At 72.9% G+C, this 20416-nt stretch carries 19 protein-coding genes and 1 pseudogene (1 of these 20 running past the window's edge); 12 read left to right on the top strand and 8 right to left on the bottom strand.

From position 1 onward, the window contains the following. Positions 1-136: 136 nt before the first annotated feature. Positions 137-1015 (bottom strand): HhH-GPD family protein, encoded by an 879-nt coding sequence (locus tag RV983_RS16600; RefSeq protein WP_475986554.1) that lies wholly within the window; start codon positions 1013-1015, stop codon positions 137-139. A gap of 129 nt (positions 1016-1144) precedes the next feature. On the opposite strand from RV983_RS16600, the gene RV983_RS16595 reads away from it, so the two are divergent. Further along, entirely contained in the window at positions 1145-1999 is an 855-nt protein-coding gene (locus RV983_RS16595) for a hypothetical protein (protein WP_475986553.1), read from the top strand. Positions 2000-2065: 66 nt separating this feature from the next. On the opposite strand, the gene disA is transcribed toward RV983_RS16595, so the two are convergent. Both disA and radA read right to left on the bottom strand, forming a co-directional pair. After that, positions 2066-3196: a DNA integrity scanning diadenylate cyclase DisA gene (disA, locus tag RV983_RS16590; protein ID WP_475986552.1), complete on the bottom strand. Its 1131-nt coding sequence runs from the start codon at positions 3194-3196 to the stop codon at positions 2066-2068. 66 nt (positions 3197-3262) lie between these two features. Further along, positions 3263-4651 (bottom strand): DNA repair protein RadA, encoded by a 1389-nt coding sequence (gene radA, locus RV983_RS16585; RefSeq protein ID WP_475986551.1) that lies wholly within the window; start codon positions 4649-4651, stop codon positions 3263-3265. A 264-nt stretch (positions 4652-4915) separates the two neighbouring features. Here radA and RV983_RS16580 point away from each other — a divergent pair, with 264 nt between their 5' ends. Continuing rightward, positions 4916-6625, top strand: coding sequence for an RNA polymerase sigma factor (locus tag RV983_RS16580; protein WP_475986550.1), 1710 nt, complete (start codon positions 4916-4918; stop codon positions 6623-6625). On the opposite strand, the gene RV983_RS16575 is transcribed toward RV983_RS16580, so the two are convergent. Further along, positions 6622-7467: a DUF3109 family protein gene (locus tag RV983_RS16575; RefSeq protein ID WP_475986549.1), complete on the bottom strand. Its 846-nt coding sequence runs from the start codon at positions 7465-7467 to the stop codon at positions 6622-6624. The two genes, RV983_RS16580 and RV983_RS16575, sit on opposite strands and share 4 nt — an antisense overlap. Before the next feature lie 101 nt (positions 7468-7568). Between RV983_RS16575 and RV983_RS16570 the strand changes: the two genes are divergently transcribed. The 4 genes from RV983_RS16570 (at position 7569) to ilvD (ending at position 12210) form a co-directional block, all read left to right on the top strand. Then, positions 7569-8507 carry a Ppx/GppA family phosphatase gene (locus tag RV983_RS16570; protein WP_475986548.1) on the top strand — a complete coding sequence of 313 codons (939 nt, stop codon included), beginning with the start codon at positions 7569-7571 and terminating at the stop codon, positions 8505-8507. A gap of 212 nt (positions 8508-8719) precedes the next feature. Next, positions 8720-9523 carry a sugar phosphate isomerase/epimerase family protein gene (locus tag RV983_RS16565; protein ID WP_475990351.1) on the top strand — a complete coding sequence of 268 codons (804 nt, stop codon included), beginning with the start codon at positions 8720-8722 and terminating at the stop codon, positions 9521-9523. After that, positions 9523-10218 (top strand): TetR/AcrR family transcriptional regulator, encoded by a 696-nt coding sequence (locus RV983_RS16560; RefSeq protein ID WP_475986547.1) that lies wholly within the window; start codon positions 9523-9525, stop codon positions 10216-10218. The genes RV983_RS16565 and RV983_RS16560 overlap by 1 nt, the downstream gene beginning before the upstream one ends. 138 nt (positions 10219-10356) lie before the next feature. Beyond that, complete coding sequence (ilvD, locus tag RV983_RS16555) at positions 10357-12210, top strand: dihydroxy-acid dehydratase (RefSeq protein ID WP_475986546.1); 1854 nt, start codon at positions 10357-10359, stop codon at positions 12208-12210. 51 nt (positions 12211-12261) lie between these two features. Here ilvD and RV983_RS16550 read toward each other — a convergent pair whose 3' ends face one another. Beyond that, the gene (locus tag RV983_RS16550; protein ID WP_475986545.1) at positions 12262-14448 is read right to left on the bottom strand and encodes a protein kinase domain-containing protein; all 2187 of its coding nucleotides are present in this window, start codon (positions 14446-14448) and stop codon (positions 12262-12264) included. A 122-nt stretch (positions 14449-14570) separates the two neighbouring features. Here RV983_RS16550 and RV983_RS16545 point away from each other — a divergent pair, with 122 nt between their 5' ends. From RV983_RS16545 to RV983_RS16535, 3 genes are all read left to right on the top strand, one after another. Beyond that, entirely contained in the window at positions 14571-14894 is a 324-nt protein-coding gene (locus RV983_RS16545; protein WP_475986544.1) for an SH3 domain-containing protein, read from the top strand. Positions 14895-14927: 33 nt separating this feature from the next. Continuing rightward, complete coding sequence (locus RV983_RS16540) at positions 14928-15287, top strand: SH3 domain-containing protein (RefSeq protein WP_475986543.1); 360 nt, start codon at positions 14928-14930, stop codon at positions 15285-15287. A 65-nt stretch (positions 15288-15352) separates the two neighbouring features. Then, positions 15353-16141 carry a class I SAM-dependent methyltransferase gene (locus RV983_RS16535; RefSeq protein WP_475986542.1) on the top strand — a complete coding sequence of 263 codons (789 nt, stop codon included), beginning with the start codon at positions 15353-15355 and terminating at the stop codon, positions 16139-16141. Here RV983_RS16535 and RV983_RS16530 read toward each other — a convergent pair. After that, a complete protein-coding gene (locus tag RV983_RS16530) occupies positions 16138-16614 on the bottom strand; it encodes a hypothetical protein (RefSeq protein ID WP_475986541.1) in 477 nt (158 codons plus the stop codon). The two genes, RV983_RS16535 and RV983_RS16530, sit on opposite strands and share 4 nt — an antisense overlap. A 109-nt stretch (positions 16615-16723) precedes the next feature. Beyond that, positions 16724-17140 (bottom strand): annotated as a pseudogene (locus RV983_RS16525) (SulP family inorganic anion transporter); the annotation flags it as partial. 168 nt (positions 17141-17308) lie between these two features. Between RV983_RS16525 and RV983_RS16520 the strand changes: the two are divergent. The 3 genes from RV983_RS16520 to proC all read left to right on the top strand — a co-directional run bounded on the left by RV983_RS16520 (position 17309) and on the right by proC (position 19761). Beyond that, positions 17309-18115, top strand: a complete 807-nt coding sequence (locus RV983_RS16520; RefSeq protein WP_475986540.1) for an ABC transporter ATP-binding protein — start codon at positions 17309-17311, stop codon at positions 18113-18115. After that, entirely contained in the window at positions 18112-18849 is a 738-nt protein-coding gene (locus RV983_RS16515; RefSeq protein ID WP_475986539.1) for an ABC transporter permease, read from the top strand. The genes RV983_RS16520 and RV983_RS16515 overlap by 4 nt, the downstream gene beginning before the upstream one ends. A 102-nt stretch (positions 18850-18951) precedes the next feature. After that, positions 18952-19761 (top strand): pyrroline-5-carboxylate reductase, encoded by an 810-nt coding sequence (gene proC, locus RV983_RS16510; protein WP_475986538.1) that lies wholly within the window; start codon positions 18952-18954, stop codon positions 19759-19761. 54 nt (positions 19762-19815) lie between these two features. Here proC and trpS read toward each other — a convergent pair whose 3' ends face one another. Further along, positions 19816-20416, bottom strand: the 3' portion of a protein-coding gene (trpS, locus tag RV983_RS16505; RefSeq protein WP_475986537.1) for a tryptophan--tRNA ligase. 398 nt of this gene lie beyond the right edge of the window; only the last 601 of its 999 coding nucleotides appear in the window; its start codon lies beyond the right edge, outside the window — the gene reads right to left on this strand; its stop codon occupies positions 19816-19818.

The raw sequence follows: 20416 nt of genomic DNA, 5'->3' as shown, positions 1-20416 counted from the left end.
CGGCCGACGCTACGGAGGGCATGTACGGCTTTCACCACCGCAGCCGCACAGCGGCCCTACAGGAACCCATCGGTTGTGTAACGGGCGGACTTTCCGGGTGGACCGATGGGCCCCACGACAGCCGAGGGGGCCGTGCTCAGCCCGGCAGCCGGTACATCCCGCCCGCCAGCGGCTCGACCAGGCCGTCGGCGACCAGCCCGTCCAGGGCGCGGGCACGCTGCACCGGCTCGTGCCAGACCGCGTCCAGGGCCGCCTGCGGCACCGGGGCGGTCGCGTCGCGCAGCACCGCCAGCAGCTTCCCGCGCACCTGCCGGTCGGTTCCCGCGTACGTCTGGCCGCGGCGCGGGGGGCCCTCGTGCGCCGGGGAGCCGGCCAGCCGCCAGGCGCACCGCGCGGCGATCGGGCAGCGTACGCACTCCGGGCCGCGCGCGGTGCACACGAGCGCGCCCAGTTCCATCGTGGCGGCGGCCCAGCGGGCGGCGGTGGCCTCGTCGGCGGGGAGCAGACGCTGGGCGACCTTGCGCTCGGCGGCGGTCGTGGCGTTCGGCGGGTACTCCACGCCGGTCACCGCGCGCGCGAACACCCGGCGCACATTGGTGTCCAGCACCGCGTGCCGCTGTCCGTACGCGAACGAGGCGACGGCCGCGGCCGTGTACTCGCCGATGCCCGGAAGAGCCAGCAACTCACCGTGTTCGGTGGGGACATGGCCGTCGTGGAGGTGTGCGATCGCGGTGGCGGCGGCGTGCAGTCGCAGCGCCCGGCGCGGATAGCCCAGCCGGCCCCAGGCGCGGACCGCCTCGCCGGGCGGCTCGGCGGCGAGCGCGGCCGGATCGGGCCAGCGCTCCAGCCACTGCTCGTACACCGGCAGCACCCGCGCGACCGGCGTCTGCTGCAGCATGAACTCGCTCACCATGACGCCCCAGGCGCCTGCCTCGGGGCGGCGCCACGGCAGGTCCCGGGCGTTCTCGTCGAACCAGTCGATCACGGGGGAGTGAAGATCACGGTGCTCGCTCATAGCGTCACCGATCCTACGGCCCCGGAACCGGCCCGGCGGGCAGGGGAGATCTGCTGATCAATCACACAAGTTGCCTGCGTGCCGCGCGTGCCTTGGTCCGATTCAAGGGAAAGCGCATAAGGTTTGCGCGTGGGCTCTGTGCGCAATCCCGTGGGACCTCTCCCGTCGTCCATCTACTGGCGACGACGGGCGGTTCTGCTGCTCCTCCTCCTGGTGATCACCGCGTTGACGGTGTGGGCCGTCAACTTCCGTGACGGAGGCGGCGGGAACAGGGCGGGCGGCCCCGGCGGCCACACCCCCGTGCCCTCCATCACGCCCGGTCCGTCCGCCAGCGGCCCGCTCAACAGCTCCCGTCCCGGCGGCTCGGTCGGCGGCGACTCCTCCGGCGGCGGTTCCACCGACGGCGCCGGTGACTCCGGTGCCACGGACGGCAGTTCGTCCGGCGGCGACACCGGGGGTACCGGCAGCAGCGCGGACGGCGGTTCGTCCGGCGGCGGCACGGACTCCGCGTCCGGCGGCGGCGTTTCCGGCAGCGGCGGCAGCGGCAGCGGGGGCGGCGCGCAGTTGCCCGCCGGCTCCAGCCTCCCCGACTGCACCGCCTCGTCCGTCACGCTCAGCCTGCGCAGCGAGCAGAACTCCTACGAGCCCGGCGAGAAGCCCACGTTCAGGCTGACCGCCACCAACTCCTCCGGTGTCAGCTGCAAGCTGGACTTCGGGCCGGCCGCGGCCGTCTTCACCGTCTCCGACGTGGACGACAACCACCGCTGGGCCAGCGACGACTGTCCCCGAAACCGCTCCGGCTACCTGCTGCAGGTACCGGCGAACAGCTCGACCACGTACGAGCTGCGGTGGGACCGCACGACCAGCTCGCCGCAGTGCGCGACCCCCGAGGGCCGGACGGCACCGCTGGGCACCTACCTGGTCGATGCGAAGCTGCCGGGCTTCCAGGCCAAGCAGACGTCCTTCGTCCTGAAGGACGCCTGACCGGTACGGACGCCGGGCCGGCGCACCGGCCCGGGACATCCCGGGCGGCGGGCGCCGGCCCGATGGTCAGACGTAGCGCTCCAGGATCGAGGACTCCGCCAGGCGCGACAGGCCCTCGCGGACCGAACGGGCGCGGGCCTCGCCGACGCCGTCGACGGTCTGCAGATCGTCCACGCTGGCCGCGAGCAGCTTCTGCAGCCCGCCGAAGTGCTCCACCAGGCGCTCCACGATCGTGTTCGGCAGCCGCGGCACCTTGGCGAGCAGCCGGTAGCCGCGCGGCGAGACCGCGGAGTCCAGCGCCTCGGGGGAGCCGGCGTAGCCCAGCGCCCTTGCCACGGTGGACAGTTCGAGCAGTTCGCCGTGGGGGAGCGAGTCCAGCTCGGAGAGGGCCTCGTTGACCGTGCGGCTGCGCTTGGCGGTCGGCTCGGGCACATAGTCGCGCACGACGAGCTCGCGTTCGGGCTCGACGCCCGCGATCAGCTCGTCCAGCTGGAGCGAGAGCAGCCGGCCGTCGGTGCCCAGCTCGACCACGTACTCCGCGATCTCGGTGGCGATGCGGCGCACCATCTCCAGGCGCTGCGCGACCGCGGTGACGTCGCGGACCGTGACCAGGTCCTCGATCTCCAGCGCGGACAGCGTGCCCGCGACCTCGTCCAGCCGCAGCTTGTAGCGCTCCAGGGTGGCCAGCGCCTGGTTGGCGCGGGAGAGGATCGCCGCGGAGTCCTCCAGGACCCTGCGCTGACCGTCGACGTACAGCGCGATCAGCCGCATCGACTGGCTGACGGAGACGACCGGGAAGCCGGTCTGGATGGAGACCCGCTGCGCGGTGCGGTGGCGGGTGCCGGTCTCCTCGGTGGGGATCGCGGCGTCCGGGACGAGCTGGACACCGGCCCGCACGATCTTGGTGATGTCCTTGTCGAGGATCAGGGCGCCGTCGAGCTTGCACAGCTCGCGCAGGCGCGTCGCGGAGAACTCGACGTCCAGGACGAAACCGCCGGTGCACAGCGACTCGACGAGCTTGTCCATGCCCAGGACGATCAGGCCGCCGGTGTTGCCGCGCAGGACCCTTTCCAGGCCGTCGCGCAGGCTGGTGCCGGGAGCCACGGCGCTCAGGGAGGCGCGCATCAGGCTGTCAGTACCGGAGCCCTCGCGACCCCAGGCTTTGCCGGGAGCTGCCGCCCGGTCATTGGCTGCCACTGCTCTCCTCCGGTCGTACGGATGCCCGGATGGGCGAGACCAGGGCAAAGTTTACCGTCGGAAGGCTCACGGACGGGGGGCCCTCTTGGGCAGGACGCGCAAGGCGTCCCCTATGTCCGTCACTTCCGTCACCTTCATCCCCGCCGGGATCCTGCCGGGATCCGGCGGAACGAGGGCGTGGGTGAAGCCCAGCCGGGCCGCCTCGGCGAGCCGCCGCTGCACGCCGGTGACCCGTCTGACCTCGCCCGCCAGGCCCACCTCGCCCACCGCGACCAGGTTCTTCGGCAGCGGGGTGTCGATCGCGGCGCTGGCCAGTGCCAGGGCCACGGCGAGGTCCGCGGCGGGCTCGCTGAGCTTCACGCCGCCCACGGTGGCGGTGTAGATGTCCTGCTTGCCGATCGACCGGATGCGGCCGCGCTGCTCCAGCACCGCCAGCATCATCGACACGCGCGAGGTCTCCAGGCCGGAGGTCGTGCGGCGCGGCGAGGGGATCTGGGTGTCCACGGTCAGCGCCTGCACCTCGGCGACCAGCGGGCGCTTGCCCTCCAGCGTCACCGTCAGGCAGGTGCCGGGCACCGGCTCGTCGCGCCGGGTCAGGAACAGCCCCGAGGGATCGGCCAGGCCGGTGATGCCCTCGTCGTGCAGTTCGAAGCAGCCGACCTCGTCGGTGGCGCCGTAGCGGTTCTTGATGCCCCGGATCAGCCGCAGGCGGGCGTGCCGGTCGCCCTCGAAGGACAGCACCACGTCCACCAGGTGCTCCAGCAGCCGGGGCCCGGCGATCGCGCCGTCCTTGGTGACGTGGCCAACGAGCAGCGTGGACATGCCGCGTTCCTTCGACGCCCGGATCAGTGCTCCGGCGACCTCGCGGACCTGGGCCATGCCGCCGGGGGCGCCGTCGATCTCCGGCGAGGCGACGGTCTGCACCGAGTCCAGGACGAGCAGCGCGGGCTTGACGTCGTCCAGGTGCGCCAGCACCGCCGAGAGGTCGGTCTCGGCGGCGAGGTAGAGATGCTCGGACAGGGCGCCGATACGGTCGGCCCGCAGCCGCACCTGCGACGCGGACTCCTCACCGGTCACATAGAGCGTGCGCGCCTCGGGCCCGGCCGCCTTCGCGGCGACGTCCAGCAGCAGCGTCGACTTGCCGACGCCCGGCTCCCCGGCGAGCAGCACCACCGCGCCGGGGACCAGCCCCCCGCCCAGCACCCGGTCCAGTTCCGGCACGCCGGTGCCGCGCGCGGTCGCCTGGCGGCCGTCCACCTGCCCGATCGGCATGGCCGGCGTCGTGACACGGCCGGCCGCGGTCGTGCGCACCGGCGAGGCGCCGCCGTACTCCTCGATCGTGCCCCACGCCTGGCACTCGCCGCAGCGGCCGAGCCATTTGACGGTCGTCCAGCCGCATGCCGTGCAGCGATAGGACGGTCGGTCCTTTGACGCGGGTCGAGTCCGGGCAGCCATGCCGTGCACGGTATCGGGTACCACTGACATTGCGGCCATCGCGGCCATCGCGGCCATCGCGGCCGCCGCTGCCATGGCCGTCGCCGCCGTCCCGCGGGTGCCGGTGCCCCGGATCCCGCCGCGGAGCTCTCGCGCACACGCCCGAGACATCGCCCCGAAGGGTGGCCGAGGTGTGCTCTTTCGGGCGGGATCACCACCCAATTGGGTTAAAGCCCGCCGTGACGGCTGAGGGTGTACGGACCGTGGGCCTACCGTCACGGAGTGATGAGCAGCAGGCCTGAGACACCCTCGCAGACGACCGGCGCGCACCGCCGACACCGCGCGCCGGTCCAGCGCGGCCGCGCCGCGGCGGGCGGCGGGACCGGCCCGGCGGCGGGACGGCGCCGGCCGGACGGCACGCTGCCCTCGCAGCCGCCCGCCCACTACGAGCCGTACCTGGACGGGCTGTTCACCTACTGCCTGTCGGTGCTGTGCGAGCACGACGCCGCGGCCGTGGCCCTCGGCGACGTACTGGCGGTCGCCGAGCGGCAGCGCGCCCGCCTGCGCGACCCCGAGCTGCGGCGCCCCTGGCTGTACGCGCTGGCCCGCTGGGCCTGCCTGCGCACGCTGGCGGACGGCCGCCCGGTGTCGGTGAAGGCCTCCGCGGAGGTGGCCGCCCGGCGCCGCGGCGAGCTGTCCGCGCTGGCCTGGCCCGAGGCGGCCGGCACGACGCCGGAGCAGCGCGAGGTGCTGGAGCTGGCGGTCCGCCATCAGCTGGCCCCGCACGAGGTGGCGCTGGTCGTCGGCCTGGAGCCGGACGCCACCCGGGCGCTGCTCGCGCAGGCCGCCTGCGAGGTGGAGCGCACCAGGGCCGCCCTGGCCGTCGTCGAACTGGGCAACTGCCCGGCGGTCGCCCGGCTCGCAGGGGACGCCCGGGTGCTGCTCGGCACCGCCCTGCGCCGCGAGCTCGTCCATCACGTGGACGTCTGCTCGCACTGCCGGCTGACCGCGGAGCGAGCGGTCGCCGCGGGCCCGTGGCCGGGCCTGGCCACCACCGCCGCGACCGCCGTGCTGGCGACCATCGAGGCCCCGCGCTCGGCCGCGTACGCCGCTCTGCTGCACGCCATGCGCGGCGGCATCGGGCGCACCCGCCAGTGCACCCCGCGCTTCGACCGGCACGGCTTCCCCATGGACCTGAAGGAGCGCACCGCGCGCCGCGCCCGGATGCGGCACCGCGCGGTGACGTCCACCGTCGTCGCTGCCGTGGTGGCGGCGCCGGTGCTGGCGCTGTGGGCGGCGTACCACGGGGCGCCGCTGGCCCCGGGGCAGAAGGGGGAAGGTTCCTTCACCGCGGCCGAGGGCGAAGGGCCGGACGGATTCCCGTACGAGAAGGCCGGTGTCGCGGGCAGCGCGGAACGCGGGCGTTCCCAGCGCGGCGGCCACGGGCGGCTGTCGGTGTCGGTCACCTCGGCCGCCCCCGCGGCGCAGGACGACACCTCCGCCCCGCCGGCCGGCCACGACGATTCGGCGTCGCCGTCGAGCCCTGCCACCAAGGGCGGCGACGCCGGCGGCGGCCACGGCGGCGACCACGGCGGCCGTCCCGCCCACCGTCAGGGGCGGCTCGTCCTCGCCGCCCGCACCGAGGGCGACGTGACCGTCATCACCTTGAAGGCGGAGGGCGACCGGGCCGTGCGCTGGTCCGCCGCACGGTCGGCGCCCTGGCTGCGGCTCAGTCGGCGTCACGGCATGCTGCGGCCGGGGGACACCACGACGATCACGGTGTCGGTGGACCGCGACAGGGAGCCGGCCGGGGCGTGGACCGCCCGGATCTTCTTCGACCCCTCGGGCGGTGTCGTCACCATCCACGGGACGGGGACCCCGTCCCCGTCACCGTCCTCGCCCGACCCCTCGCCCAAGCCGTCCACGTCGCCCGCGCCGGATCCCTCGCCGTCCGGCTCGCCCAGCGGCGAGCCGTCCGGATCGCCGTCGTCCTAGCCCTGTGCCTGGCCCTGCGCCTCACCAGTGCCGTGTCCCGGAGCCGGGTCGGCCGGGTGCGGTGCCATCGGCAGCAGCGAGGCGAGCCGCTGCTCGCAGAGCTCGACGAGCGCCGCGTACCCCTGCGTGCCCATGAGTTCGGTCAGTTCCGCGCGGTACGAGACATAGACCGGGTCGCCCGCTCCGTGCGCCGAGCGCGCGCCGGTGCACCACCAGTGCAGATCGTGGCCGCCCGGGCCCCAGCCGCGCCGGTCGTACTCGCCGATGGAGATCTGCAGCACGCGCGTGTCGTCGGGCCGCTCGATCCAGTCGTACGTCCGGCGGATCGGCAGCTGCCAGCAGACGTCCGGCTTGGTCTCCAGCGGCTCGCGGCCCTCCCTGAGCGCCAGCAGGTGCAGCGCACATCCGGCGCCGGCCGCGAAGCCGGGGCGGTTGAGGAAGACGCAGGCGCCCTGGTGGCGCCGGGTCTGCCGGTCGCCGTCCTCGTTGACCTCGGCCCAGCCGCCCTTCGCGCCCCCCTGCGCGGCGACGTCGTGGAACTGCCACAGCTCGGGTGTGAGCCGGTCCACATGCCCGGCCACGCGCTTCTCGTCGTCGTCGTCCGAGAAATGCGCGCCCAGGGTGCAGCATCCGTCACTCGCGCGGCCCGCCTGGATGCCCTCGCAGCCGCTTCCGAAGATGCAGTTCCAGCGCGAGGTGAGCCATGTCAGGTCACAGCGGAAGATCTGTTCGTCGTCGGCCGGATCGGGGAACTCCACCCATGCGCGCGGGAAGTCGAGGCCGACTTCGTCCTCGATGACCGGGTGTTCCTGTCGCTTCGTCGCCTTTTTCGCCTTCGCCACGATGTCAGGGTAAGCATGTGGAGCATCTTCAGGGGTCACCCGCGCGGCAGCGCGCACCCCGCATGTCACGGGAAACTACCCGGAGCAGTAGGTTTCCGGGCATGAGACTCGGTGTCCTCGACGTGGGTTCCAATACCGTCCACCTGCTGGTCATGGACGCGCATCCTGGCGCGCGTCCGCTGCCCGCCTACTCCCACAAGGCGGAGCTCCGGCTGGCGGAGCTGCTGGACGACCGGGGCGCCATTTGCGAGGACGGCGTGCGACGGCTGATCTCCCAGGTCGCCGAGGCCCTGGTGGTGGCCGAGGACAAGGGCGTCGAGGAGGTCCTGCCGTTCGCCACCTCCGCGGTCCGCGAGGCGGCCAACGGCGACGAGGTGCTGGCCCGGGTCGCCGAGCAGACCGGTGTCGACCTCACCGTGCTCTCCGGCGAGGACGAGGCCCGGCTCACCTTCCTGGCCGCGCGCCGCTGGTTCGGCTGGTCCGCGGGGCGGCTGCTGATGCTCGACATCGGCGGGGGCTCCCTGGAGGTCGCGTACGGCATGGACGAGGAGCCGGTCGCCGCGGTCTCCCTGCCGCTGGGCGCGGGCCGGCTCACCAGCGGATGGCTGCCGGGCGACCCGCCGGCGGGCGACGACGTCCGCTCGCTGCGCAAGCACGTACGGGCCGAGATCGCCCGCACCGTCGCCGGGTTCAGCCGTATCGGGACGCCCGATCACGTCGTCGGCACCTCCAAGACCTTCAAGCAGCTCGCCCGTATCGCCGGTGCCGCCCGTTCCGCCGAGGGGCTCTACATCCAGCGCACGCTGACCCGTAAGTCGCTCGCCGACTGGGTGCCCCGGCTCGCGGCGATGAGCGAGGGCGCCCGCAAGGCGCTGCCCGGCGTTTCGGAGGGCCGCGCCCGGCAGTTGTTCGCCGGCGCTCTCGTCGCGGACGCGGCGATGGACCTGTACGGCGTGACGGAACTCGAGATCTGCCCCTGGGCGCTGCGCGAGGGCGTCATCCTGCGGCGGCTGGACCTCATGGTCAGCGAGCGCGTCTGACCCGCGAGGGTGCTGCGAGGGCCCCGCGAGGACGTCCCGCCGGCCGCCCGGCACGGGCAGGTGCGCCGGGCACAGGGAGGGCGCGGACCCGGCGTCCCGCGCCGTGTCGATCGCGTCACGTCGCCCCGGTGCGATGTGACGTTCGGCGGACCGGCCGCCGTACGCTGTTCCCCGTGGCAGCCCCTGACCCTGTGGACCCGAACGAACACACCGTGCGCGTACCCGATGCGAAGGTCGCGCTGTCCACGGCGTCCGTGTACCCCGAGTCGACGGCGACGGCCTTCGAGATCGCGGCCCGGCTCGGATACGACGGCGTCGAGGTCATGGTGTGGACCGACCCGGTGAGCCAGGACGTCGAGGCACTGCGCCGGTTGTCGGACTACCACGGCATCCCGGTGCTCGCGGTGCACGCGCCCTGCCTGCTGATCACGCAGCGCGTCTGGTCGACCGACCCGTGGGTGAAGCTCCAGCGGGCCCGCGCGGCCGCGGAGAGGCTCGGCGCGTCGACGGTCGTCGTCCACCCGCCGTTCCGGTGGCAGCGCGCGTACGCCCGGGACTTCGTCTCCGGCATCTGGCGGATGGCGAACGAGACGGACGTGCGGTTCGCGGTGGAGAACATGTACCCGTGGCGCTACCGCGACCGCGAGATGCTCGCGTACGCCCCCGACTGGGACCCCACCGGCGAGGACTACCGGCACTTCACCATCGACCTGTCGCACACGGCCACGGCCCGCGCCGAGACGCTGGAGATGCTCGGGCGCATGGGCGACCGGCTCCGCCACGTCCACCTCGCCGACGGCAGCGGCTCCGGCAAGGACGAGCACCTGGTGCCCGGGCGCGGCACGCAGCCCTGCGCCGAACTGCTGGAACGGCTTGCGGCCGGCGGCTTCGACGGGCATGTGGTGATCGAGGTGAACACCCGGCGCGCGATGTCCGCCGCCGAACGGGAGGCCGACCTCGCCGAGGCGCTGGCCTTCACCCGGCTGCACCTGGCCGCCGCGGCGCAGGTGGGCTGATGCCGCGGGACCCGCAGGACGCGGAGGACCGGGGGGACCCGGAGGTTCCGGAGGCCCCGGAGTACGGGGAGAGCGCGGCCGGCGGCAGGCGCGGCCGCGGCCGCCCCGCCGGAGCACGGTCGGGCACACCCGAGACCCGGGACCGCATCCTGGCCGCCGCGCGCGAGGAGTTCTCCGCCCGGGGCTACGACAAGACCTCGATCCGCTCGATCGCCCGGTCGGCCGGTGTGGACGCGGCTCTGGTGCACCACTACTTCGGGGCCAAGGAGCAGGTCTTCGCGGCCTCGATCGAGATGACCTTCGAGCCCGCGTTCGGTGTGCCCGAGATCCTCGCGGCCGGTCCGGACGACGTGGGCGAGCGGCTCGCCCGCTTCTTCGTGAGCATCTGGGAGAACCCGGTCACCCGGGCTCCCATGCTGGCCGTGATGCGGTCGGCGGTCACCAACGAGACCGCGGCGAGCGTGCTGCGCGGCATCGTGCTGCGGCGGATGCTGGAGCGCGTGGCGGACGAACTGAAGGTCCCCGATCCGCGGCTGCGGGCCGAGCTCGCCGCCTCGCAGATGCTCGGCATCGCGATGATGCGCTACGTCGTGCGTGTCGAACCGCTGGCGTCGGCGGACATCGAGGAGGTCGTCCGCCTCGTCGCGCCGACGCTCCAGCGCTACCTGGCCGAACCCGGAGACGTCGCGGGGTGACGCGCCACGGGCCGCCGTGGGCGGGCCGGGCCTTCCATTCCGTGGACGACACGTCCGCAATACGGACACACCGTCATCCGCGGCGGCCCGGGGCGTACGCTCGAAGGCTCCAGGATGGAAACGTAGGGAGTGGTCCCCGTGCCCGAGCTGAGGTCCCGCACAGTCACCCACGGCCGCAACATGGCGGGCGCGCGCGCCCTCATGCGGGCCTCGGGCGTAGCGAGCGAGGACATCGGCAAGCCGATCATCGCCGTGGCCAACAGTTTCACGGAGTTCGTGCCCGGGCACACGCACCTGCAGCCGGTCGGCCGCATCGTGAGCGAGGCGATCAAGGCCGCGGGCGCCGTGCCGCGCGAGTTCAACACGATCGCGGTCGATGACGGCATCGCCATGGGCCACGGCGGCATGCTCTACTCGCTGCCGTCCCGCGACCTGATCGCCGACTCCGTCGAGTACATGGTCGAGGCGCACTGCGCCGACGCGCTGATCTGCATCTCCAACTGCGACAAGATCACCCCGGGCATGCTGATGGCCGCCCTGCGGCTCAACATCCCCACCGTCTTCGTCTCCGGCGGCCCCATGGAGGCCGGCCGCGCGACCCTCGTCGACGGCACCGTGCGCACCCTCGACCTCATCGACGCGATCGCCGACGCCGTCAACGACAAGATCTCCGACGAGGACATCCTCCGCATCGAGGAGAACGCCTGCCCCACCTGCGGCTCGTGTTCCGGCATGTTCACCGCCAACTCGATGAACTGCCTCACCGAGGCGATGGGCCTGTCGCTGCCCGGCAACGGCTCGGTCCTGGCCACCCACACCGCCCGCAAGGCGCTGTACGAGGACGCCGGCCGCACCGTGGTGGACATCACACGGCGCTACTACGAGCAGGACGACGAGTCCGTGCTGCCGCGCTCGGTCGCCTCCTTCGAGGCCTTCGAGAACGCCATGGCCCTGGACATCGCCATGGGCGGCTCCACCAACACGATCCTCCACCTGCTCGCCGCCGCGCAGGAAGCGGGCGTCCCCTTCGGCCTGACCGACATCGACGCCGTCTCCCGGCGCGTGCCGTGCCTGGCCAAGGTCGCCCCCAACGTGGCGAAGAACCGCACGTACTACATGGAGGACGTCCACCGCGCCGGCGGCATCCCCGCCCTGCTGGGCGAACTCCACCGGGCCGGGCTGCTGAACGAGGACGTCCACTCCGTGCACTCCCCGTCGCTCGCCGACTGGCTCAAGACCTGGGACGTCCGCGGCGGTTCCCCCTCCGCCGAGGCCGAGGAACTCTGGCACGCCGCCCCCGGCTGCGTCCGCTCCTCCGAAGCCTTCTCCCAGTCCGAGCGCTGGGAGGCCCTGGACACCGACGCCGCCGAGGGCTGCATCCGCTCCGCCGAGCACGCGTACTCCAAGGACGGCGGTCTCGCCGTGCTGCACGGCAACCTCGCCGTCGACGGCTGCGTGGTGAAGACCGCCGGCGTCGACGAGTCCATCTGGACCTTCGAGGGACCGGCCGTGGTCTGCGAGTCCCAGGAGGAGGCCGTCGACAAGATCCTCCGCAAGGAGATCACGGAAGGCGACGTCGTCGTCATCCGCTACGAGGGCCCCAAGGGCGGCCCCGGCATGCAGGAGATGCTCTACCCCACCTCCTTCCTCAAGGGCCGCGGCCTCGGCAAGAGCTGCGCCCTCATCACCGACGGCCGCTTCTCCGGCGGCACTTCGGGCCTCTCGATCGGCCACGCCTCCCCCGAGGCGGCCTCCGGCGGCACGATCGCCCTCGTCGAGGACGGCGACCGCATCCGGATCGACATCCCCGGCCGCACCGTCGAACTGCTCGTCACGGACGAGGACCTGGCCGCCCGCCGTGCCGCCCTCGGCGGCGTCTACGCCCCCAAGGCACGCGAGCGCAAGGTCTCCCTGGCGCTGAGGGCGTACGCGGCGATGGCCACCAGCGCCGACAAGGGCGCGGTCCGCGACGTCACCAAGCTCGACGGCTGACCGCCGCCGCGCGCCGCGCGGCCGCTCCTGTGCCCGGGACCCCTCCCGCTCTCACCAGCGCGAGGGGTCCTCGGCGTCCACCGCGAACACGGTGCCGTCGGGCGCGGTCGCGAACACCTTGCCGTCGGCGACGACGGGGGAGGGGGGCGCGCCGGAGACGAGGCCGCTGTCCGTGGCCGGGCGCGGCCTGGTCTGGCCGAGGAAGACGCCCCGCCGGGTGTCCACAGCCAGCAGGCGGCCGTCGGCGGCGGTGTAGTACAGCCGGCCGCCCTCCACAACGGGCTGTGATCCCTCGCTCACCGAGGTCTCCATGCGCCAAAGCTGCGCGTCGTCGCTCCCGCGGCTCGTGTCGAGGGCCATCAGGGCGCCGCCGTACTCCAGCAGGTAGACCACCGTGCCGCTGACAACTGTCTGCACGCTGGGCATGGGGATGGGCAGTGGTGTGCGCTTCGCCGACCAGTCGGTGGTGTCGATGCGCACGACCCCGTCCGTCCGGGACAGGTCGTCCACGGAGGTCAGGAACAGTGTGCTTCCGGACAGGCCGACGGGCATGAGCGTTCCGTCGAACCGCCGTCGCTCCCCCACTTTTCCGTCGGCCAGATTCAGCGCGCTCACCACGGTGTGCTTGCCGTCGCCGGAGACTTCGACGGAATAGGCGGTGCGCGAACTGCGGACGGCGGCGAAGACGGGCTGGGACTCACTGGGCAGTGTGACGTCCCAGCGCTGCTGACCCGTCACGCCGTCGACGGCAGTGACGCGGCCGCCCGCCTTGAGCAGCAGCACCGTGTTGCCGACGCTGTAATGGGCCCCGTGATAGGCGGAGATGTCCCGCTTCCAGAGGGTCTTTCCCGTCGCCGGATCCAGTCCGGCCAGTTCCTTCCCGTCATGTGTGACGACGCGCAGCACACCGCCCGCCAGGACCGGAGGCTGCGGTCCGCCGAGATGGTCCGTGTCCGGGCTGGGAACGGACCACCGTATCCGTCCGCTGCTCGCGTCGAGCCGGACGGCGGCGATCCCCGGCCGGGTGCAGAAAACCGCCTCGCCCTCGTGCGCGCAGGCGGCCGAGCCCCCGTGGTCCCCGTCCGTGGGCAGGGTGCTCTGCCAAGGGGTGAAGGCTGTGGCGGACGGACTGCCCTGCCGTGCTGCCGGGTGTTGACCGTCCACGGCACCCGGCTTGCTGCCCATGTGCTGGACGGTGAGCGCCGCGGCAGATCCCAGAACGGCCAGTGCCGCTGTGGCCGCGATGGCGAGCCGTAGCCGGGACCGGCGGGGAGCGTTGTCACCTGCCGCGCCGGACTTGGCAGCGCGCGCGGCGGCCTCGTCGCCGATGCGCCTCGGCAGGTGCGGAATCAGTTCCTCGCCCGTGAAGTCCCCGAGGTCGAAGGCGCTGAAGGTCTGGGTGTCGTACGAGGCCGAGATCGCTCTCAGCTCGGCCATGATGGCGTCCGGGGTGGGCCGGTCGTCCGGATCCTTGGCGAGGCAGTGCTCGATGAGTGGCCGGAGGTCCGCCGGTATGCCCTCCAACTGCGGTTCGTCGTGGACCACTTGGTACGCCACGATGTACGGGCTGTCCGAGGTGAAGGGGCTCCGCCCCGTCGCGGCATGGACGAGGACGCTCGCCATGGCGAAGACGTCGGCGGCCGGCCCGACCGACCGCGGGTTCCGGAACTGCTCGGGAGCCATGAAGGGCGGCGTGCCGATGAGCTTGCCGGTCTCGGTGCGGAGGTCGCTGTCGGACGGCCGCGAGATCCCGAAGTCGATCACTTTCGGACCGTCGGCGGCCAGCAGGACGTTGCTCGGCTTCAGGTCCCGGTGCACGACGTCGACCCGGTGGATGTCTCGCAACGCCTCGGCGAGGCCCGCCATCAGGTACCGCACCTGGGCCGGGGCCACCGAACCGTTCCGCTTCACGAACTGGGCGAGAGTCGGCCCGGGGATGTAGAGGGTCGCCATCCAGGGCCGCTCGGCGTCGGGGTCAGCGTCCACGACGGGTGCCGTGAAGGCCCCGCTCACCCGGCGGGCGGCGCCGACCTCCTGGCGGAAACGTGCTCTGAACTCGGGATCCGCGGCCAGTTCCTCGTGCACGACCTTGACGGCCAGGCGCATGCCGGAGGTGGAGCGGGACAGGTGCACCACGCCCATGCCGCCGGCTCCGAGCCGGCTCTCCAGGAGGTACTGCCCGGCGTATTCCGGACGTTCCGCTTCCGGACCCGTGCCGGGTCTGCCCGACGGCGGCATGACCCACCCCCGAGTTTTCGTCCGTGGCCGCAACCCAGGGAGCCTAACCGATCGTCCTTACGGCGAAGGCTCGGATTGCTAGCCTGCACTTGACAGAGCGTGAATCTTCACGGGGGAGAGCCATGGCCGAGAACAGTCTTGACGTGCCCGCGGAAGCGCTGGTGGACGGGATGGCGAGCGGTGCAGCCGCCGCCGACGTCGTGTACTACCCCGTCGCTCCGGGCTGCCGCCTCAACGTCCGGACAGGCCCCGGGACGAGCTTCCAGATCGTCAGGATCCTTCCGTACGACGTGAAGGTGCCTGTCATCTGCCAGACGCCCGGTACGACGGTCAACGGCTATTACGGCACGAGCGATATCTGGGACCGGATCGCCCCGGGGCAGTACGTGTCCGACGCGTACGTGCACACCGGCAGCGACGGCTACATCGCGGGACGCTGCGGCTGACGTCGGCGTCTTCATTCACGGACAGGGGACGACGTGTTAAGTACGCGGAGCAAGCGGCGCGGTGTGCTGGCCGCCGGTGCGGCCGGCCTGGCCGGGGCGGTTTTCCTGGTACTGGGTGGTGCGGCCGAGGCATCGGCTGCGACGAATCTGGTCTACTACGACGTCGCGCCGGGCACGCGGGTCAACGTCCGCAACGGCCCGGGCACCAGCTACCAGATCGTGAGGACGCTGGCCACCGATGTCAAGGTGCCCATCTTCTGCCAGACCCCGGGTACGACGGTGAGCGGTTACTACGGCACGAGCAACATCTGGGACCGCATCGGCCCCGACCAGTACGTCTCCGACACTTACGTGCACACCGGCAGCGACGGCTACGTCACGTCGCACTGCTGACAGCGCACCGCCGCCGCGCCCCGGTCCAGGGGTCGGGGCGCCGCGGCTTGGGGAAGACAACCGGCATGACCTCACAGCCGACACACCGCCGCCTGTACGCCGAGTCGTTCAACGCCGTTGCCGCGCAGTACGCCGCCGCGCGCCCGGGATACCCGGGTGAGATGTTCGACGCCGTCGAGGAGCTGGCGGGCCGCACCCTCACGGGCGCGGTCGTGCTGGACGTCGGGGCGGGGACGGGCATAGCGACCGCGCTGATGCGGGCGCGCGGGGCGCACGTGACGGCGGTGGAGCCCGGGCCGGGGATGGCGGCGCAGCTGCGGGCGGGGCAGCCGGGGGTGCCACTCGTGCGCGGGGACGGGAACACGCTGCCGTTCGCCGCGGGGGTCGCCGACTTCGTGACGTACGCGCAGGCGTGGCACTGGACGGACCCTGCGCGCTCGGCGCCGGAGGCGGCTCGCGTGCTGCGGCCGGGCGGCGCGTTCGCGCTGTGGTGGAACCTGCCGGACACCGACGTGCCGTGGGTGGTGGAACAGGAGGCCCGGCTCGCCACCCGTGTGCCCGGCCATCACGCGTACGGCCTGGCGGGCGACGCCGAGAGCGTCCTGCGCTCGCTCGGTCCCGGCCTCGGCCTGAGCCCGCGCTCCCGCGCCCTGGCCTGGACCCGCACCGTCCCCGTGGACACGCACCTGGCGATGCTGGGCAGCCGGTCCTACTTCGCCGTGATCGGCCCGGAGGCCGCCGCCCGGATCCTGGACGAGGAGCGGCGCGAGCTGCTGACGCTGTTCCCGGACGGCCGCGTCGTGGAGCCGTACCGGGTCGCGCTGACCGTCGCCGTGAAGGACGTCACGGACTAACCGGCCCGGCGGGACGCGGCCACCGATCCGACGACGCCGACGACTCCCGCGACGAGCGCCCCCCGCCACAGACCGTCCCAGAGGCTGCCGAAGAAGCCCTCGGAGGTGAGGATCTGGCGCATCACGAGGTCGGTGACGAGCAGCATGCCGCCCGGTACCAGCGCGACGCGCCACGGGTGCTCGGCCGCCCAGCGGCGGATGCGGCGGTCGGACCGCGGGCCGCGCCCCGTCACCGCGCCGGCGCCGCCGACGAGGAAGAAGAGCATCAGCGCGATGGAGCAGGCCCCGGCGACGACGCCGAACCCGAAGTCGCCGCCGATGGCGGACAAGGTCAGAAAGACCCCCCCGCCGATGGCGCCGACCGCGGCGGCGGGCCGCCAGGGGCCGAGGGTGGCCGAAGCCAGCGCCAGCTGACGCTTCTCGCCGCGGGTCACGTCCCGTGGCGGACGGGATGGATCGGTAGAACGGCTCATACCGCCACGGTCGCCCGGGGCCGCGCCGGAAGCCATAGGGGATGTCCCTGAGACGGCCCGGAGCCGGTGTCAGGGCCGGGAACGGCCCCTGGCCGGGATCCCGGCCGCCTCAGGAGTCCGGATGGTTCACCCTCAGGAGCCGGGATGGTTCACCCGCCCACGCCGGTGCCCGCTGGACCCGCACCGGCGTCACCCCCTGCTCGCTGTGCCGCTCGGCCCAGCCGGCCAGCGCCATGCCGCAGGCGTGATCGAGGTGCCGCAGCCGCCGCAGGTCGAGTTCCATGGCGCGGTTCCGCGGCAGCGCCTCCAACTGGTCGAGCAGCCTGGGCAGTCGCAGGAAGGTGGCGTTGCCCAGGACACGTACGACGATCGGGCCGCCGCCGCGGTCGTCGATCTCGACGTGGGTGTGCGAGGTCTCCCACGCCGCCTTGACCACGGCCGTCAGCAGCCCGATCAGGACGCCCTCGAACATGTTGGTGACGACGATCGCCACCGCCGTGATCACCAGGACGACCGCCTCGCCCCGGAGAGCAAGAGGCCGACGCCGATGGCGACAACGCGACCAACTCCCCCGCCACAGCGCACGGTTGTCCCCTTCCGGGGTGCCGCGGTCTCCATTCTGCCTGGCCGGCCCCTCCCTTGCGCAAGCCCTTGGGGTTGACGCAGCGTAAACCGCGAGAGCAGTATTCACCGCATGATGAATAAATCCGAGGACCCCGCGGCACCGGCCCCGGGTCCCGCCGTCCATGCCGCCGGCCTGACCGTCCTGCGCGGCGGCCGCACCGTCCTGGACGGCCTGGACTTCACCGTCCCCCGCGGTGAGATCACCGGACTGCTCGGCCCCAGCGGGTGCGGCAAGTCGACCCTCATGCGTGCCGTCGTCGGCACCCAGGCCCAGGTCACCGGCACCCTCGACGTGCTGGGCCGGCCCGCCGGCCATCGTGATCTGCGCCCCACGATCGGCTACGTGACCCAGGCGCCGTCCGTCTACCTGGATCTGACCATCCGGCAGAATCTGGACTACTTCGCCGCGGTCCTCGGCGGCGACGCCCGCGACCACGTCGACCGGGCCATCGCCGACGTCGACCTCACCTCGCACGCGGGCGCCCTGGCGGGGAACCTCTCCGGGGGACAGCTCAACCGCGTCTCCCTGGCCGTCGCCCTGCTCGGCTCGCCCGAACTCCTCGTCCTGGACGAGCCCACCGTCGGCCTGGACCCCGTTCTCCGCCGCGACCTGTGGGAGCTCTTCCACCGTCTCGCCGCCGAACGCGGCGCCACGCTGATCGTCTCCAGCCACGTCATGGACGAGGCCGAGCGCTGCCACCGCCTGCTCCTCATGCGCGAGGGCCGCATCCTCGCCCAGGGCAGCCCCGACTCGCTGCGCTCCCGCACCGGCGCCGGCACCGTCGAGGAGGCCTTCCTCCGTCTCGTCGACGAGGCCGCCGGCCGCACGGCCCCGCACCCCGCGACCCCGAACGAGGCCGAGGAGGCCGTCCGATGAGCACGCACCGCACCCTCGCCACCGCCCGCCGTGTGCTGCTCCAGCTGCGCCACGACCCGCGCACCATCGCCCTCATGGTCGTCGTCCCCTGTGTGCTGCTCACGCTGCTGTCCTGGGTCTACGACGCGAGCCCCCGCACCTTCGACACCGTCGGAGCCTCGCTGCTCGGCATCTTCCCGCTCATCACGATGTTCCTGGTCACGTCCATCGCCACCCTCCGCGAGCGCACCTCCGGCACCCTGGAGCGCCTCCTGTCGATGCCGCTGGGCAAGGGCGACCTCCTCGCCGGGTACGCGCTCGCCTTCGCTGCCATCGCGGTCGTCCAGGCGGGCCTGGCCACCGGCCTCGCCGTCCTCACCCTCGGTCTGGACGTCACCGGGTCCGCCTGGCTGCTCCTGCTGGTCGCCCTGGCCGACGCCTGCCTCGGCACCGCCCTCGGTCTCTTCGTCAGCGCCTTCGCCGCCAGCGAGTTCCAGGCCGTCCAGTTCATGCCCGCCGTGCTGCTGCCGCAGCTCCTGCTGTGCGGACTGCTCATGCCACGCGGGCAGATGCAGCCCGTGCTCGAGGCCGTCTCCAATGTGCTGCCCATGTCGTATGCCGTCGACGGCATGCAGCAGGTGCTCACCCACACCGACATCACCGGTGACTTCGTCCGCGACATCGCCGTCGTCGCGGGCAGCGCCGCCATCGCCCTGGCACTGGGCGCCGCCACCCTCCGCCGCCGTACCGCCTGACGATCCCGCACGCCCGCCCACCCGGCCGACCCGACACGACCCGCCCGACCGCACCGTGGACAGCGACCCCTTTGCCGCCGTCCCCGGTGCGAAGATGGGCCCATGACCCAGAAAGTCGCCGTGCTCGGCACCGGGAAGATCGGCGAGGCCCTGCTGTCCGGCATGCTCCGCGCCGGCTGGAAGCCGGAAAACCTCCTGGTCACCGCCCGCCGTCCGGCACGTGCCGAGGAACTGCGCGCCCGCTACGGCGTCGAGGCCGTCTCCAACGACGAGGCCGCCAAGACCGCGGACACCCTCATCCTCGCCGTCAAGCCGCAGGACATGTCCGCCCTCCTGGCGGAGCTGGCCCCGCACGTCGCCGCCGACCGGCTCGTCATCAGCGCCGCGGCCGGCGTGCCGACCTCCTTCTTCGAGGAACGCCTCGCCGCCGGCATCGCGGTCGTCCGCGTCATGCCCAATACCCCCGTCCTCGTCGACGAGGGCATGTCGGTCATCTCCGCGGGCAGCCACGCAGGTGAGGAGCACCTGGCCCGCGCCGAGGAGATCTTCCAGCCGGTCGGCAAAACCCTGCGCATCCCCGAGTACCAGCAGGACGCCGCCACGGCGCTGTCCGGCTCCGGCCCGGCGTACTTCTACTTCCTGGTCGAGGCGATGACCGACGCCGGCATCCTCCTCGGCCTCCCGCGCGCCCAGGCGCACGACCTCATCGTGCAGTCCGCCATCGGCGCCGCCATCATGCTCCGGGACAGCGGCGAGCACCCGGTCAAGCTGCGCGAGGCCGTCACCTCCCCGGCCGGCACCACCATCAACGCCATCCGCGAGCTGGAGAAGCACGGCGTGCGTCACGCCCTGATCGCCGCCCTGGAAGCCGCCCGCGACCGCAGCCGCGAGCTCGCCTCCGGCAACGGCTGACGTCCGTCGGGCCTGCCGCCCCCTGCACCCGGGGGTGGCAGGCCCCGCCGCCCTTCACGCCGGAGGCAGCAGCCCGATCGCCCGGTAGGCCGCGTCCACCGTCGGCCGCGCCAGCGCCCGTGCGCGTTCAGCCCCCGTACGGAGCACCGCGTCCACATGGCCCGGATCGGCCGCCAGCTCCGCGTGCCGCTCCCGCAGCGGACGCAGCTCCTCGACCACCGCCTCCGCCGTGTCCTTCTTCAACGCCCCGTACGAGTCGTACTCCGCGGCCAGCTCCTGCGGCGTCCGCCCCGAACACGCCGACAGGATCTCCAGCAGGTTCGCCACGCCCGGCCGCTCCTCAGGGTCGTACGCCACGCCCTGGCCGCTGTCGGTCACCGCCCGCATCACTTTCCTGCGGACTGCTTCCGGCTCGTCCAGCAGATAGACGATCCCGGGACCGGTGTCCTCGGACTTCCCCATCTTCGACGTCGGATCCTGCAGATTCATCACCCGCGCGGCGACCCGCGGCAGCACCGCGCGGGGCACCGTGAACACCGGCCCGTACCGCTGGTTGAAGCGCTCCGCCAGATCCCGCGTCAGCTCGACGTGCTGCGCCTGGTCGTCGCCGACCGGCACCTCGTCCGCCCGGTACGCCAGGATGTCCGCCGCCATC

It is taken from the genome of Streptomyces sp. RLA123, assembly GCF_056270165.1.
The sequence above is the reverse complement of the archived record's forward strand: the minus strand, read 5'-3'. Positions and strand labels throughout refer to the sequence as shown.